Raw genomic sequence first — 14,174 nt, 5'->3', positions numbered from 1 at the left:
GCCGAACGGTCAGGCGGCTTGCAGCATCCTGATCGTTCCGAGGGTACCGTCCCGGACGACGACGAGGCGCTGGACCAGCAGAGCGAGGTCGTCCCCGTTGCGGCAGGCTGTTTCGATCTCGCGGCAGAGATCCGACAGACCGACGAAGCCGAGCAGCCCGGCGGCCGACACCATGACGTGCGCGTCGTAGGCCAGATCCGCCGGCTCCATGCCCGACAGATCCACGGCCTGCGGCGACGATCCGAACCGGTCGATGAGTTCGTCGGCCAGCATCGACAGCAGGACCGTCGCCCGCTCCGGCCCCACCATGTCCCTCAGCGACTCGTAGACCTCGCGATCGAGAATGGTCGGTAGGGCCGGCGCGTCGCCGGCAGCCACGGGGCCGCTCCAACGGGCGATGGCCGCGTAGAGCGCATCGCGCTTGAACGGCTTGCCGACATGATCGTCCATGCCGGCGGCCGTCAGCGAGGCGACCTTCTCGGGCAGGACGTTGGCGGTCATGGCGATGATCGGCACCGCGCAGGCGGGGGCAGGCAGGGCGCGGATCAGGCGCGTGGCGGCGAGCCCATCCATGCCGGGCATCTGGACGTCCATGAGGACGAGGTCGAAAGCGAGCGGTCCGCCCGCACGGGCCTGGATCGCCGCCACCGCCTCGGCACCGTTGCCCACCACGTCGACGCTGTGGCCGGCGAGTTCGAGGACCGCCCGAGCCAGGGCCTGGTTCACCGGCACGTCGTCGGCGACGAGGATCCGCACCGGTCTCGGCACCATGGCCTCCCTCGCCGCCCCGGCCTCAGGGGGGCCGCTCGCCGCCTCCGCGCGCGGCAGGGCGAGGGTGAACCAGAAGGTCGATCCTTCGCCGGGACGGCTCGTGACCCCGATCTCCCCATCCATCATCGAGACGAGGCGGCGGCAGATGGCGAGGCCGAGTCCGGTGCCGCCGAAGCGACGGCTGATGGAGGAATCGACCTGGCTGAAGCGCTGGAACAGATGGATCTGCTCCTCCTCCGAGATGCCGATACCGGTATCCACCACCTCGAAGCGCAGGACGGGGCCGCCGGCCTCCTCGCCGCATTGGCTGACGTTCAGGGTGACGGAACCCGCAGGGGTGAACTTCACCGCGTTGTTGAGGAGATTGAGCAGCACCTGCCTGAGCCGGTTCGCATCCCCCAATGCCCAGGGCGGCAGCGCGGGGTCGAGCCGCGAGAGGATGGTCACGGGGCTCTTGAGCGCGCTGCCGCGCACGATCTCCACCGTATTCTCGATGAGGTCGCGCAACGGGAAGGGGAGCAGTTCCAGGGTGAACTGCCCCGCCTCGATCTTCGAGAAGTCGAGAACGTCGTTGACGATGGTGAGAAGCGCGGCGCCCGCCCCTCCGATCAGTTCGAGGCGGTGCCTGTCGTCCGGCGTCCGGCTCGGCTCCTCCAGCAGGAGGTCGGCATAGCCGAGGATGCTGTTGAGCGGCGTCCGGATCTCGTGGCTCATGGCGGCGAGGAATTCGCTTTTCGCAGCGCTGGCCTGCTCGGCCCTGACTGTGGCCGCCTGCAACGCGGCCTCCACCGTCTTGCGCTCGGTGATGTCGAAATGCAGGCCCACCATCCGATAGGGCGCGCCGGCCGCGTCGTAGAGCACGCGACCGCAGGTCGAGATCCAGCGCTCCTCCGCGTCCACGACAATGCGATACTCGGCGACGTAGTTGGTCCGGTTTCGGATCGCGTTGGCTGCTTCCTCTCGGACCGCCTCCCGGTCATCGGGATGGACCAGCGGGATCCAATCCTGGACGGGCATGGCCCGGGCGCCCTCGCAGGGGAGGCCGAACAGGCCGACGGCTTTCGGGCTGAGGGTGATGGTATCCGTCCAGAGGTCGAGATCCCAGGTGCCCGCATCGGCCGCGTCCTGGGCGATGCGCAGCAGGTCGGTGGTCTCCTCCAACCGCTGGCGTGCAGTGATGATGTCGTCGATGTCGAGGGCGGTGCCGAGCCATTCGGCGGCATCGGGCGCCCGGTCGTCATGGGTCGGGATCGGGATCATCACGATCTTGTGCCAGCGGTAGACGCCGTCATGGCGGCGCAGGCGTCCCTCAACCGTGAAGGTCCGCCCCCAGGCATGGGCGTTCCGCCAGGCGACCGCCATGCGTTCGGCATCGTCGGGATGGTTGCGCGCCGTGCGCTCGGTCCGCTCGGGACCGATATCGCCGTAGAAAGCGGTGAAGGCCGGATTCACATAGGTCGCCGTCCCGTCCGGCGGGCGGGTCGTCCAGATCAGGGCGGGCAGAGCCTCCGCGAGGGTGCGGTAGCGATCCTCGCTACGCTGGAGCTCGAGTTCCGCAGCGCGGCGCTCGGTGATGTCGCGGGTGATCTCGGCATAGCCGACCACGGCCCCCTCGTCGTCGCGGATGGCGTCGATGGCGACGCTGGCGAAGAATTGCGAGCCGTCGCGGCGAACTCGCCAGCACTCGAACTTGAGCCGCCCCTCATAGGCGGCGGTGGCGAGCGCGATGCGCGGCGCCCCCGCTTCGAGCCCCTCCGTCGTATAGAAGCGCGAGACGTGGCGCCCGATGGCGTCCTTCGCGGAATAGCCGGTGATCCGCTCCGCCCCGCTGTTCCAGTTGGCGACGTGGCCGGTCCGGTCGAGGGTGACGAAGGCGCAATCGCTCACCGCGTCCACGAGACGGCGGAACTGACTCGTCCGCTCCCGCAGGGCGGCGTCGGAATTGCGGGCGTCCGTCACGTCGATGGCGGTGCCGACCAGACCGACGGCCAGACCCGCCACGTCGCATTCGCAGATGCCGCGAACGACCATCGTCCGGACCTCCCCGTTCGGACGAACCATCCTCGCTTCGAAGGCGAAAGCACCTCTTCGCTCCAGCGCATCGGAGATGCTGGAGCGAACCAGCTCACGGTCGTCGGGATGATGCAGATCGATGGCCCGCTCGAAGGACGGGGCGAAGGTCGCGGGATCGAGCCCGGAGATCACGTAGATGCCCGTGGACCAGAAGGTATGGCCATCGGCGAGCCGGACGCGCCAATGGCCGATCCCGGCGACCTCCTCCGCCATGGAGAGCAGGTGATGCGCGCTGGCGAGCGCGCTCTGGCGCTGCTGCAACTCTTCCCGCTGGTCGGCGATGGTCGCCTGGTGGGCCGCGCGTTCCTCGGCCTCGCGGACCAGCCTCACATGGGCGTCCGCGAGGCGAAGATGGGCGGTGACGGTGGCCGCGAGGTCGTGCAGAGCCGCTTCATCCTCCACGCCGAACGGGCGCGGCGTGCTGTGCATGAGACAGAACGAGCCGACGCGGAAACCCGATTCGAGGCACAGCGGCACGCCGGCGTAGAAGACGATGGGATCGGGGCCGGTCACCAAGGGGTTTCTGGCGAAGCGCGGATCGAGGCGCGCATCCGGCACCACGAGCATGTCGCCACCGGCGATGGTGTGATGACAGAACGATTCGAGGCGCGGCATCTCCTTGTGGCCGAGATCGCAGTCCGACTTGATCCACTGCCGGTCGGAATCGATGAGGGCGACATAGGCCTTCTCGACCCCGAAAAGGCGTTTGGCCGTGCGCGACACCGCCTCGAAATGCTCTTCGGGAGGCGTATCGAGGATACCCAGGCCGTGAAGCGCGGCGACGCGCTCGGCTTCATGAGACGGCGTGATCAAGGATCTGGCCTCGTTGAGCTGCGGTGGCAGCCTTGCGGAGCATCACATATGCAGGCCGCTAGGATAACGTTCTATGTCTCACATGAGAATTTCGCCCTCCGCCGCGTCATTCGCGACGGCACACAGCATCATTCCTTCGCCGGCGAGACGTCGCCGCCACGGCGATGGACCCAGCGTGAGATGTCAGGTGGTCGATCGCTGTCGAAACACCCAGCGAACGCGTGCGGCCTCGAGCCCCCATACCATTCCAAGCATCATATAGAGGTGACGCCACTTCTCGATATCGATCTGAAATGCCTGGAGGAAGAACATCAGAAGGGCCGGAAACACGATCTGGGCGAGCCCCTGATAGGGTGACGGTTTGAGGCACAGGCGAAACCCGACGAAGATCGATGTCAGGACGATGGAGACGAACGCGAAACCTCCGAGCCAGCCGCCATTCGCGAAACTGCCGATGTAGGAATTGTGCGGCTCCAGATCGAAGACCACGCGCCATCTCAGCGGCCCGAAACCGAGGGGGCGATCGATGAGCATCGGGATGCCGCGGCGCTGATTGCCGAACCGTCCGGTCTCGCCTTCGTCGTAATCCTTCGTGACCTGCGCCCGGTCGGTGAACCGCTCGGAGACACCCTCCATCGACAGGAGGCCGCCGATCAGGAGCGCGCCGACGAGGACGGTGAGGGCCGACAACCGGGCGATGCGCCGCCGAATGGCCCGCGACGGAGAGGTTGCCCATGTGAGGCCGATCGTCAGGCAGATGCCGAGGAGGCACGCTCCCCAGGATCCGCGCGAGAACGAGAGGAAGACGCAGGCCAGCAGGACGAGAAGCGCCATTGCCGACAGGAACACCTGTCGCGTCTCCCCCACCAGCATCCTGCGGATGAGATACAGCACCGACAGGATGAGGAAGGATCCGAGCAGATTGGGGTCCTGGAACACGCCCGAGGCGCGTCCGTCCATCTTGAACAGCACGTCTTCGCCGAGCACGTCGAAATAGCTGAAGATGCCGCAGATCGCGGCAAAGAGCGCTCCCGCGAGGTACGCCTTGAGGACGAAACCGACTCTGTCGGACGTATCGTCCGAGAAGAACATCACGAAGAAGATACCGGTCAACCCGAGATAGACGGCCTGATAGGTCCAATCGACCGAATTGCTCTCGTCGAGATAGGGGATCAGCGCGATGACGATCGCCACCAGATAGATCAGCAGAAGTGCGACGATGACGATCGTCGAGCGGTAGAACCTGATCCCCAGCAGGAACCACAACGCGATCGTCGGCAATGCCAGAAAATCATAGGGCGACGGCTTCATGAAGGTGAAGCACGTGAAGAAGATGACCAGCGCCAACAGCGCGTAGCCGAGGGTGTGAAGCGAGCCCGACGAGACGCGGCGAGGAACAGCCGACGCCATAGCGACGCCCGCCTCACTCGCGCTCCATCTCCCGCCTGCCGCCATTCCGCCCGTCCAACCCACCTCAGGATATGCGCCCGGCCTCAGCATGAGGCAGTCCCGTCAGCGAAGGCTTAAGCAGGCGGCGTTGCATCCCTCGCATGCTGAGGACTGTCGCCCAAGCGTCAGGCTGTCGCTGTCCTGGGAGGCCGGGGGCGGACCAGGATTCCCTGGATGAAGCGGGTCACCGGCCGTTCCACGAACCGGTGCACGAACACGGCAAAGACACAGCAGGATACGACCGTGAAGGCGAGCATCGGCCACGCCCTCGTCGTTTCATCGAGGCCTGCCCATTGCATGGCCTTTCGGATCCCGACGATCACGAAAGGATGGCTCAGATAGAGCGCATACGATGCGTCGCCCAGATGGACCCCGAGCTTGGAGAGACGGGAAGGCTGCCCCTGACGGCCGAGGACGGCTGCGCAGACGATCAAAGCTGCGGGGAGTCCCCAGCCGAGGACGCGCCAGGCGTCGTTGGGCGTCGTCCAATCGATGGCCTGATGCGACGAGTCGATTGGGTCGGCTATCAGGATGGCGACCCCGCCGACGAGAAAGGCTCCCCGGATCAGTCCCGATAAAACCACACCATGGCGGAGGAGCAGAGCGATCCCCATGCCGAAGACGAATTCGAGTACGATCGGGCGGGTCCAGAAGAACGGGGCGGCGGCACTAGGCTGCAGGACGAATCCCATGAGAACGAGTCCACCGAGCAGGGCCGCCACAGCGATCACCGTTCGACTGCGTCGCAAGGCGATGAAGACCGCGAAGACGACATAGAAAAACATCTCGTAATTCAGCGTCCATCCGAGTTCGAAGACGGGCATTGGAGCCTCATGCCCCGTGGCATAGGCTGGCCAGAAGGCAAAGGATGCGACGATGCTCGGCCAGCCGGGAAATTCCTTGGTCGTGCCCACGAGCGCGATCACGAGAAACAGGGTGTAGAAGGCTGTGAACATCCAATAGAGCGGGACGATCCGCGCCACTCGCCGCGCCAAAAACTCGATCGATGCACCCTTTCGTCCAAATAGATCTTCGGACGCGTAGACCATGATGAAACCGGAGATGACGAAGAAGATATCGACACCAGCGCGCCAAGGTAACAGATGAACACGCTCGAACGAACCGCCGAGCTTCAACGTCTGCACGAGGGTGTGATGCTGGGCATGGCCGAAAACGACCATGAATGCCGCCAGTCCTCGCAGGATCTGAACGGAAACGATCTGTTTCACAGGGCGCGGCCTCGCCAGCGGCATGATGCCGGTCGCAGCGGATGATGAGTCCGGGCCGGTTAAATCCCGATAAAGCCGGTCGCGGAAAACGGGGTCCGGGGTCGGATCATCCGATCAGCCCCCGCACGAGCGCGCGGAACTGGTCGCCCCGATCTTCGAAACTCTTGAACTGGTCGTAGGAGGCACAGGCCGGCGAGAGAAGGACCACCGGCTCCGGCGCTTCTGATCTCGCAGCAGCCTCCGCCGCCTGCTTCGTCGCCACGTCCAGGGTGCCGCAGCGCGTGTAGGGCACCCTCCCCTCCAGCGTCGCGGCGAAGGCGTCGCTCGCCGCGCCGATGAGGTAGGCGTGGGCGACGCGGTCGAACAGCGGTGCCAGCAGGTCGATGCCGCCCTCCTTCGGCTTGCCGCCGAGGATCCAGTGGATGTCGCGGAAGGCCGTGAGGGCCTTCTCGGTGGAATCCGCGTTGGTCGCCTTGGAATCGTTGACGAACAGAACCCGCCCGCGCCGGCCGACCTCCTCCATCCGGTGCGGCAGGCCAGGGAAACTCACGAGTGCCGATGCGATCTGCCCATCGGTCACGGCGAGAGCCTGGGCCACGGCGATGGCGACGGCGGCGTTCTGCCAGTTATGCGCGCCCCGGAGCGAGCCGATGCCGGAGACATCCGCGATGGCCTCCCCGGAGCGCCCGGCCACGATCCCGTCGCGGACGGTCAGCCCATCTACGTCCTGTTGCGCGACACCGATCCGTACGAGGGGTCCCCGATGCCGGTCGGCGATGGCGCGGCTCGGCTCGTCGTCGACGCCGACCACCGCGAGGGCGGAGCCCCGGATCAGCCGTTCCTTGATCGCCGCGTAGTTTTCCATCGTCCCATGCCGGTCGAGATGGTCGGGCGTGATGTTGAGGAGCACTCCGACGCTCGGGTTCAGGGACGGCGTCAGGTCGATCTGGAACGAGGACAGTTCGATGACATGGTAGCGCCCCGGAGCCGGCGGCTCCAGCGACAGGATCGCCGTGCCGATATTGCCGCCCATCTGAACGTCGAGGCCCGCGTCGCTCAGGATATGCGCGATCAGCGCCGTGGTGGTGGACTTGCCGTTGGTGCCCGTGATGGCGACGAACGGCGAATTAGGCGCGATCTTGGCTCGCTCGCGGCAGAACAGCTCCACGTCGCCGACGATCTCGATTCCGGCCGCCTTGGCGAGATCGACGGTCCAATGCGGCGCGGGATGGGTCAGCGGTACGCCGGGGGCCAGGATCAGGGCGGAGAAGCCCGACCAGTCGGCGCTGCGCAGATCCGCGACGCCGATGCCCCGTTCGCGCGCCCTGGCCCGGCTCTCGGGGCTGTCGTCCCAGGCGACGACGCGGGCGCCCCCGGCCTGGAGCGAGACCGCCGTGGCGAGGCCGGAGCCGCCGAGGCCGAACAGGGCGACCGTGCGGCCGGCGAAGGTGGTGGCGGGGGTCATGCGGGTCTCGAACTCGCCAATGCTCTGATCTCTGTCCCCCTCCCTCTACCTCATCCTGAGGCGCCCGCGCGAGCGGGCCTCAGGACGAGGTGATCGGCGGGAGGAAGACCGGTTGTGGCGGACCATCATACGACGCTCAGCGCAGCTTCAGCGTCGCGAGGCCGGCGAGCGCCAGGATCACGGCGATGATCCAGAACCGGATCACGACCTGCGGCTCCTTCCAGCCCTTCTGTTCGAAATGGTGGTGGATCGGCGCCATGCGGAAGACGCGCTTGCCGGTGAGCTTGAACGAGGCGACCTGGATGATCACCGACATGATCTCCAGGACGAACAGGCCGCCGACGATGGCCAGCACGATCTCGTGCTTCGTGGCGACAGCCACGGTGCCGAGGAGGCCGCCGAGGGCGAGCGACCCGGTATCGCCCATGAAGATCTGCGCCGGGGGGGCGTTGAACCACAGGAAGCCGAGCCCGGCGCCGATCACCGCGCCGCAGACGACGGCGAGCTCGCCGGTGTCGCGGACGTAATTCACCTGGAGGTAGTTGGCGGTGAAGACGTTGCCGACGAGATAGGCGATGACCCCGAACGTGCCGCAGGCGATCATCACCGGCACGATGGCGAGGCCGTCGAGGCCGTCCGTGATGTTCACCGCGTTGCCGGCGCCGACGATGACGAAGCCGGCGAACAGCACGTAGAACCAGCCGAGGTTGAGGAGCGCATCCTTGAAGACCGGGAAGGCGAGCTGGTTCTGGAGCGCGGGCGCCGAATAATACGAGATCAGGGTGCAGGCCGAGATGGCGATGGAGGCTTCGAGCAGGAGCCGGAACTTGCCCGAGAACCCCTTATGCGACTGCTTCGTCACCTTGAGGTAGTCGTCGTAGAAGCCGATGGCGCCGAATCCGAGGGTCACGGCCAGCGTCACCCAGACGAAGTGATTGCGCGGATTGGCCCAGAGCAGGATCGCCACGATGGCGCCGGCCAGGATCATGAGCCCGCCCATGGTCGGCGTGCCGCGCTTGGTCAGGTGGGTCTGAGGCCCGTCCTCGCGGATCGGCTGCCCCTTGCCCTGGCGCAGGCGCAGCAGCGAGATGATGAGCGGCCCGAACCAGAACACGAACAGGCCCGCCGTGAACAGCGCGCCGCCGGTCCGGAAGGTGATGTAGCGGAAGACGTTGAGGGGCGAGAGCGTGCCGCTCAGGTCCGACAGGAGATACAGCATCCGACACCCGGTCGCGGTTTGTCTGGGAATGGATCGTCGGGGTTGGAGGAGGCCGCGCGCCTTTCCATCCCCGCCATGCCGCCCGGCTCGCGGGCTCTCCCGGCGAGCCGGGCCTGACACGGAGGTCTATTGGCGGATCGCGGCCTGCGCCGACTCGACGCGGTCCACGGCGCCCGCGTAGCGGGCTTTGAGGGCTTCGACAATGCGGCCCATGCGGATGCTGTTCGATCCCTTGACCATCACGGCGTCTCCGGCGCGCAGGGCACCCAGGAGCGGATCGACGAGATCCGACGACGCTCCGGCCGAGACGCCGCGCCGGCTCACCGGCAGCGCCTCGAACAGGTGGCGCATCATCGGGCCGGCGGTGAAGACGAGATCGATCCCGGCCTCTTCCACGGCCGAGGCGAGGCCCCGGTGGTGCTCTTCCGCCGCCGCTCCGAGTTCCAGCATGTCGCCGAGGACCGCGATGCGGCGCCCGCGCGATCCGGTCTCGATGCCGGACAGGGTGGCCAGGGCTGCGCGCACCGAGGCCGGGTTGGCGTTGTAGCTCTCGTCCACCAGGAAGGCCTCGCCATCCTTGAGCTTGAGCGCCGTGCGCTCGCCGCGCCCGACGGGGGGCTTCAACGCGGCCAGGGACAGGGCGGCTCGCGCCAGGTCGGCGCCCAGGGCATGGACCACCGCCATGACGCCCAGCGAGTTCATCGCCGTGTGCCGGCCGGGCGTTCCGAGCTGGTACGTCACGGGGATACCCATCACCGATGCGTCCACCACGGAGAGATCGGGCCGCATGACGATACGAAGGGCGCGGACATCGGCCTCCTCGTGCTCGCCGAAGGTGACGACGCGGCCAGCCTGCGAGGCATGGGCATGGGCGAGCAGGCGCGAAAAGTTCGGGTTGTCGCGGTTGATGATGGCGGTCCCGCCGACGCTCAGCCCGGAGAAGATCTCGCCCTTGGCATCGGCGATGGCCGAGAGCGAGGCGAAATGCTCGATATGCACCGGCTCGACGGTGGTGATCAGCGCGATGTCCGGCCGGACCATGGCGGTCAGCGGCACGATCTCGCGCGCGTGGTTCATGCCGATCTCGAACACGCCGTAATCGCTGTCGGCGGGCATCCGCGCCAGGGTCAGCGGCACGCCCCAATGGTTGTTGTAGGAGGCGATGGACGCATGGGTCCGCCCCTGCGCGGACAGGACGTGGAGCAGGGCCTCCTTCGTGCCGGTCTTGCCGACGGAGCCGGTGACGGCGACGATGCCGGCATCCGTGCGCCGGCGCGAGGCCGCCCCGAGGGCACGCATGGCCTCGAGGATCGGATCCTCGCCCGCTCCCGACACGGCGAGGACGCCCCCCGCCCCGGCGAATTCCCCGGCCCGGTCGGCGGCGACCACGGCCGCTCCGGCACCGCGCGCCAGGGCATCGCGAACGAAATCATGGCCGTCCCGCGCCTCGCCGCGAATGGCGAAGAACAGGTCGCCCGGCTGCAGCGTCCGCGTGTCGATGGAGGCACCGGTGATCGGCTTCGGATTGCCGAGCAGGCTGCCGCCGGTGGCGGCTTCCAGGGCCTCGGGGGTCCAGAGGGGCGAGGCAGTCATCGGCGAGTCACTCGTAATGAACGGTCGGACGCATCCCCTCTCCCCGCCTGCGGGGAGAGGGCCGTGTCTCCCCCCTGTCGGGGAGCACGGCGAGGCGGCAGCCGATGGTGAGGGGGCGACGACGGACGAGTCTCCTCCGGAGATCCCCCCTTACCGTCGCTCCGCTTGCTTCCTGCACGGCGAGGTGCAGGAAGCCCTCTCCCCGCCTGCGGGGAGAGGGGGACGCACACCCTTCGCATCGGATCGACCGACGACCGTTTCACGCCCCCACCTCCGCGATCGCAGACCGGATCACCTCGTGATCCGAGAACGGGAGCACCTGTGCGCCCACGATCTGGCCGGTTTCATGACCCTTGCCGGCCACCACCAGCACGTCGCCGGGCCGGAGCCCGCGCATGGCGGTGCGGATCGCCTCGGCCCGGTCGCCGATCTCGATGGCGCCGGGAGAGGCGGCGAGGATGGCGGCGCGGATCGAGGCCGGATCCTCGCTGCGCGGATTGTCGTCGGTGACGATGACGAGGTTGGCTTTGCGTGCCGCGATGGCGCCCATGAGCGGGCGCTTGCCGGTGTCGCGGTCGCCGCCACAGCCGAAGACGCAGGTCAGGCGACCTGTCGCGAAGGGGCGGAGCGCGTCGAGCACGCTCTCCAGGGCTTCGGGCTTGTGGGCGTAATCCACGAGGCAGAGGGCGCCATTGACCTCGCCGATCCGCTCCATGCGGCCGGGCACGCCGGTGAGGTGTTCGAGGGTGGCGAGAACGTCCGCCATGCGGTCGCGGCCGATGGCGGCGCCGACGAGGCCGGCGGCCAGGAGCGCGTTCTCCACCTGGAACGCGCCCACGAGAGGCAGGTCGACCCGGTGCGTCCCTGCCTCGTCTCCGAGCCGGATCGTCAGGACTTGGGCGAAGCCTTCGGTCCGGGCATCGACGAGGCGGATGGCGTCGCCCTTCATGCCGGTCGTCAGGACATCGTGCCCGGCGGCACGCGCGGCCTCGATGACCCGGTCGGCATAGGGACCATCGGCATTGACGATCACGGGCCGGCCGTCCGGCAGGAGCGTCGTGAACAGCCGCAGCTTGGCCTGGAGATACTCCTCGATGGTGGCGTGATAATCGAGGTGGTCGCGGCCGAGATTGGTGAAACCGGCCACAGTGAGTGTCACGCCGTCGAGGCGGCGCTGCTCGATCCCGTGGGACGACGCCTCCATGGCGAGATGGGTGATGCCGTCATCCGCCAGCCGCGCCAGGGTCTCGTGCAGCGAGACCGGATCGGGCGTGGTCAGCGAGCCGTATTGCGCGCCGCGATCGGTGACGATGCCCACCGTGCCGAGGCTCGCCGAGGCGAATCCCAGACGCGACAGGATCTGGCGGACGAAATCGGCCACCGAACTCTTGCCGCTGGTCCCGGTGACCGCGATCACGGTCTGCGGCTGGCGGCCGGAGAAGCGCGCGGCGGCGAGCGCCAGGACACGGCGCACGTCGGGAACGGCAATCCAGAGAGCCTCTGCCGGCAGGTCGGCGGGCCGGTCGCCCTCCCCCAGGATGGCGACGGCGCCATCCGCGAAGGCCTTGGCCGCGAAGACCTTGCCGTCCACCCGCGTTCCCGGCACCGCCACGAAGACGCCGCCGGGAACGACCCGGCGGCTATCGGCGGTGATGCCATGCACGGCGTTTCCCGCCGCAGCACCGAGGTCGGCCTCGGGAAACAATCCGCCGAGGGTCATGCCGCTCATCGCCCGTCGAGCATCGTCGCGTGATACGCGCCGAGCTTCACCATGAGGGGGAACGGCTTCACCGGCGGATCGAATTGCGGCGGCAGACCGATGATCGGGGCGACGCGCTCGATCACCCGCCCGGTGACGACGCCCGAGTTCCAGGCGGCGGTGGCGTAGCCGCCGGATTCCGGCAGGCCCTGCGGCTCGTCCATGATGGTGACGAACAGGTATTTCGGGTTGTTCATGGGTGCGGCGGCCATGAAGGTCGTGAACAGGCGGTTCTTCACGTAGCGGCCGTGGATCACCTTCTCGGCGGTGCCGGTCTTGCCGCCGACATAGTAGAGCGGGATCGACGCCTTCTTGGCCGAGCCTTCCACCGCGTTGAGGCGCATGATGAAGCGCATCGCCTCACTGGTCTCGGGCTTGAGCACGCGGGTCGCCTTCTTCAGCGCCTCGGCCTCGGTGGTCTTGAGGAAGGTCGGCACGATGAGGTTACCGCCATTGGTGATGGCGCCCACCGCCGCCGCCGCCTGGAGGGGGGCCACCGCGAGACCGTGTCCGAAGGCGATGGTGATGGTGTTGATCTCGGTCCAGCGCGAGGGAACGATGGGCTCCGCGCTCTCGGGCAGTTCCGTCCGCATCCGGTCGGTGAGGCCCATCTTCTTCAGGAAGGCCTTGTGGCCGGGCACACCGATGCCGAGCGCCATCTTGGCCGAGCCGATGTTGGAGGAGTGCGTGAACACCTCCGGCATGGTGATGGTGCGGTTGGTGCCGTGATATTCGTGGATCTTCTGCCGGCCCCAGGTGAGCACGCCGCCGCGGGTGTCGAAGGTGGAATTGACGTTGTACTTGCCGGAATCGAGCGCCATGGCCAGCGTCATCGCCTTGAAGGTCGAGCCCATCTCGTAGACGCCGACATTCATCCGGTTGATCCGGTCGGGATTGTTCGCCTCGGCCGGGTTGTTCGGGTCGAAATCCGGCAGGGAGACGAGCGCGATCACCTCGCCGGTGGTCACGTCGAGGATCATGCCCGCCGCGGCCTTGGCCTTGAAGTGGTCGAGGCCCCAGGCGAGCTCGTCGCGCAGGGCGAATTGCGCCCGCAGGTCGATGGAGAGCTGGACCGGCCGCAGGTCGGTGGATTTGGCGACGAAGCCGAGGCTGTTGAGATCCTTCAGGCCGGTATTGTCGATGTACTTCTCGATGCCGGCGATGCCGATATTGTCGAGGTTGGTGACACCCAGGATATGGGCCGCCGCCGTGCCGTTGGGGTAGACGCGCTTGTGGTCGGGCAGGAAGCCGACGCCCGGAATGCCGAGGCGATGCACCTCGAGCTGCTGCTTCGGGGTGATCTCGCGCTTGACCCAGACGAAGCCCTTCTTCGTCGAGAGCTTGGCGCGCAGGTCGGTGGCGTTGAGCTCGGGCAGGACGGCGGTGAGGAGCTCCACCGCCTCGTCCTTGTCGTAGATGTTCTTCGGCTCGGCGAAGACCGAAACCGTGCGGATGTCGGTCGCGAGGATCTCGCCGTTGCGGTCGACGATGTCGGGCCGGATCGCGGTGGTGGCCGCGGCGGCGACGCGGTTGTCGCCGTTATCGGCCTGGGGGAAGGCCGCCATCGCCACGAGCCGGCCGGCGATGGTGAGGAACACCACCGCGAAGCCGAGACCGACGAGGCCGACGCGGGCATAGGACCGCTCGATGGCCAGATGGAACATCGCCCGCACCACGCCCATCACCGTCCAGGTCGGACGCGCGGCGGGCGCCGGCTGCGGAGCGCTCTCGGGGTGGTGGGCGTCCCCGGCCTCTTCGGCGGTGTGGGGCGCGTGATCGTGAACGGTCTCGTCTGACACGGGA

The 14,174-nt window shown here is 67.4% G+C and carries 8 protein-coding genes; all 8 read right to left on the bottom strand.

Features of this window, described 5'->3' with window-relative positions:
- Positions 1-9: 9 nt before the first annotated feature.
- Positions 10-3,657, bottom strand: coding sequence for a PAS domain S-box protein (locus tag ASF08_RS01325; protein WP_056140267.1), 3,648 nt, complete (start codon positions 3,655-3,657; stop codon positions 10-12).
- A gap of 183 nt (positions 3,658-3,840) precedes the next feature.
- Positions 3,841-5,067: an O-antigen ligase family protein gene (locus tag ASF08_RS01320; protein ID WP_056140264.1), complete on the bottom strand. Its 1,227-nt coding sequence runs from the start codon at positions 5,065-5,067 to the stop codon at positions 3,841-3,843.
- A 164-nt stretch (positions 5,068-5,231) separates the two neighbouring features.
- A complete protein-coding gene (locus tag ASF08_RS01315; protein WP_056140260.1) occupies positions 5,232-6,335 on the bottom strand; it encodes an acyltransferase family protein in 1,104 nt (367 codons plus the stop codon).
- A gap of 106 nt (positions 6,336-6,441) precedes the next feature.
- Complete coding sequence (gene murD / locus ASF08_RS01310; protein WP_056140257.1) at positions 6,442-7,800, bottom strand: UDP-N-acetylmuramoyl-L-alanine--D-glutamate ligase; 1,359 nt, start codon at positions 7,798-7,800, stop codon at positions 6,442-6,444.
- A gap of 136 nt (positions 7,801-7,936) precedes the next feature.
- Positions 7,937-9,019 (bottom strand): phospho-N-acetylmuramoyl-pentapeptide-transferase, encoded by a 1,083-nt coding sequence (mraY, locus tag ASF08_RS01305; protein ID WP_018045176.1) that lies wholly within the window; start codon positions 9,017-9,019, stop codon positions 7,937-7,939.
- 126 nt (positions 9,020-9,145) lie between these two features.
- On the bottom strand, positions 9,146-10,612 hold the full coding sequence (locus ASF08_RS01300) for a UDP-N-acetylmuramoylalanyl-D-glutamyl-2,6-diaminopimelate--D-alanyl-D-alanine ligase (protein WP_056140256.1): 1,467 nt from the start codon (positions 10,610-10,612) through the stop codon (positions 9,146-9,148).
- 259 nt (positions 10,613-10,871) lie between these two features.
- Positions 10,872-12,341 (bottom strand): UDP-N-acetylmuramoyl-L-alanyl-D-glutamate--2,6-diaminopimelate ligase, encoded by a 1,470-nt coding sequence (locus ASF08_RS01295; RefSeq protein WP_056140251.1) that lies wholly within the window; start codon positions 12,339-12,341, stop codon positions 10,872-10,874.
- Entirely contained in the window at positions 12,338-14,170 is a 1,833-nt protein-coding gene (locus ASF08_RS01290) for a peptidoglycan D,D-transpeptidase FtsI family protein (RefSeq protein ID WP_056140249.1), read from the bottom strand. The genes ASF08_RS01295 and ASF08_RS01290 overlap by 4 nt, the downstream gene beginning before the upstream one ends.
- Positions 14,171-14,174 lie beyond the last annotated feature (4 nt).

Source organism: Methylobacterium sp. Leaf85 (assembly GCF_001422125.1).
Lineage (GTDB): Bacteria > Pseudomonadota > Alphaproteobacteria > Rhizobiales > Beijerinckiaceae > Methylobacterium > Methylobacterium bullatum.
Note: the sequence above shows the minus strand (reverse complement) of the source record. Positions and strands in the feature narration are given on the sequence as shown.

Excerpts from the sequence above, each read along its gene's own strand:
- ASF08_RS01295 (WP_056140251.1), bottom strand. The coding sequence starts at position 12,341 with ATGAGCGGCATGACCCTCGGCGGATTGTTTCCCGAGGCCGACCTCGGT.
- mraY (WP_018045176.1), bottom strand. The coding sequence starts at position 9,019 with ATGCTGTATCTCCTGTCGGACCTGAGCGGCACGCTCTCGCCCCTCAAC.
- murD (WP_056140257.1), bottom strand. The coding sequence starts at position 7,800 with ATGACCCCCGCCACCACCTTCGCCGGCCGCACGGTCGCCCTGTTCGGC.
- ASF08_RS01320 (WP_056140264.1), bottom strand. The coding sequence starts at position 5,067 with ATGGCGTCGGCTGTTCCTCGCCGCGTCTCGTCGGGCTCGCTTCACACC.
- ASF08_RS01300 (WP_056140256.1), bottom strand. The coding sequence starts at position 10,612 with ATGACTGCCTCGCCCCTCTGGACCCCCGAGGCCCTGGAAGCCGCCACC.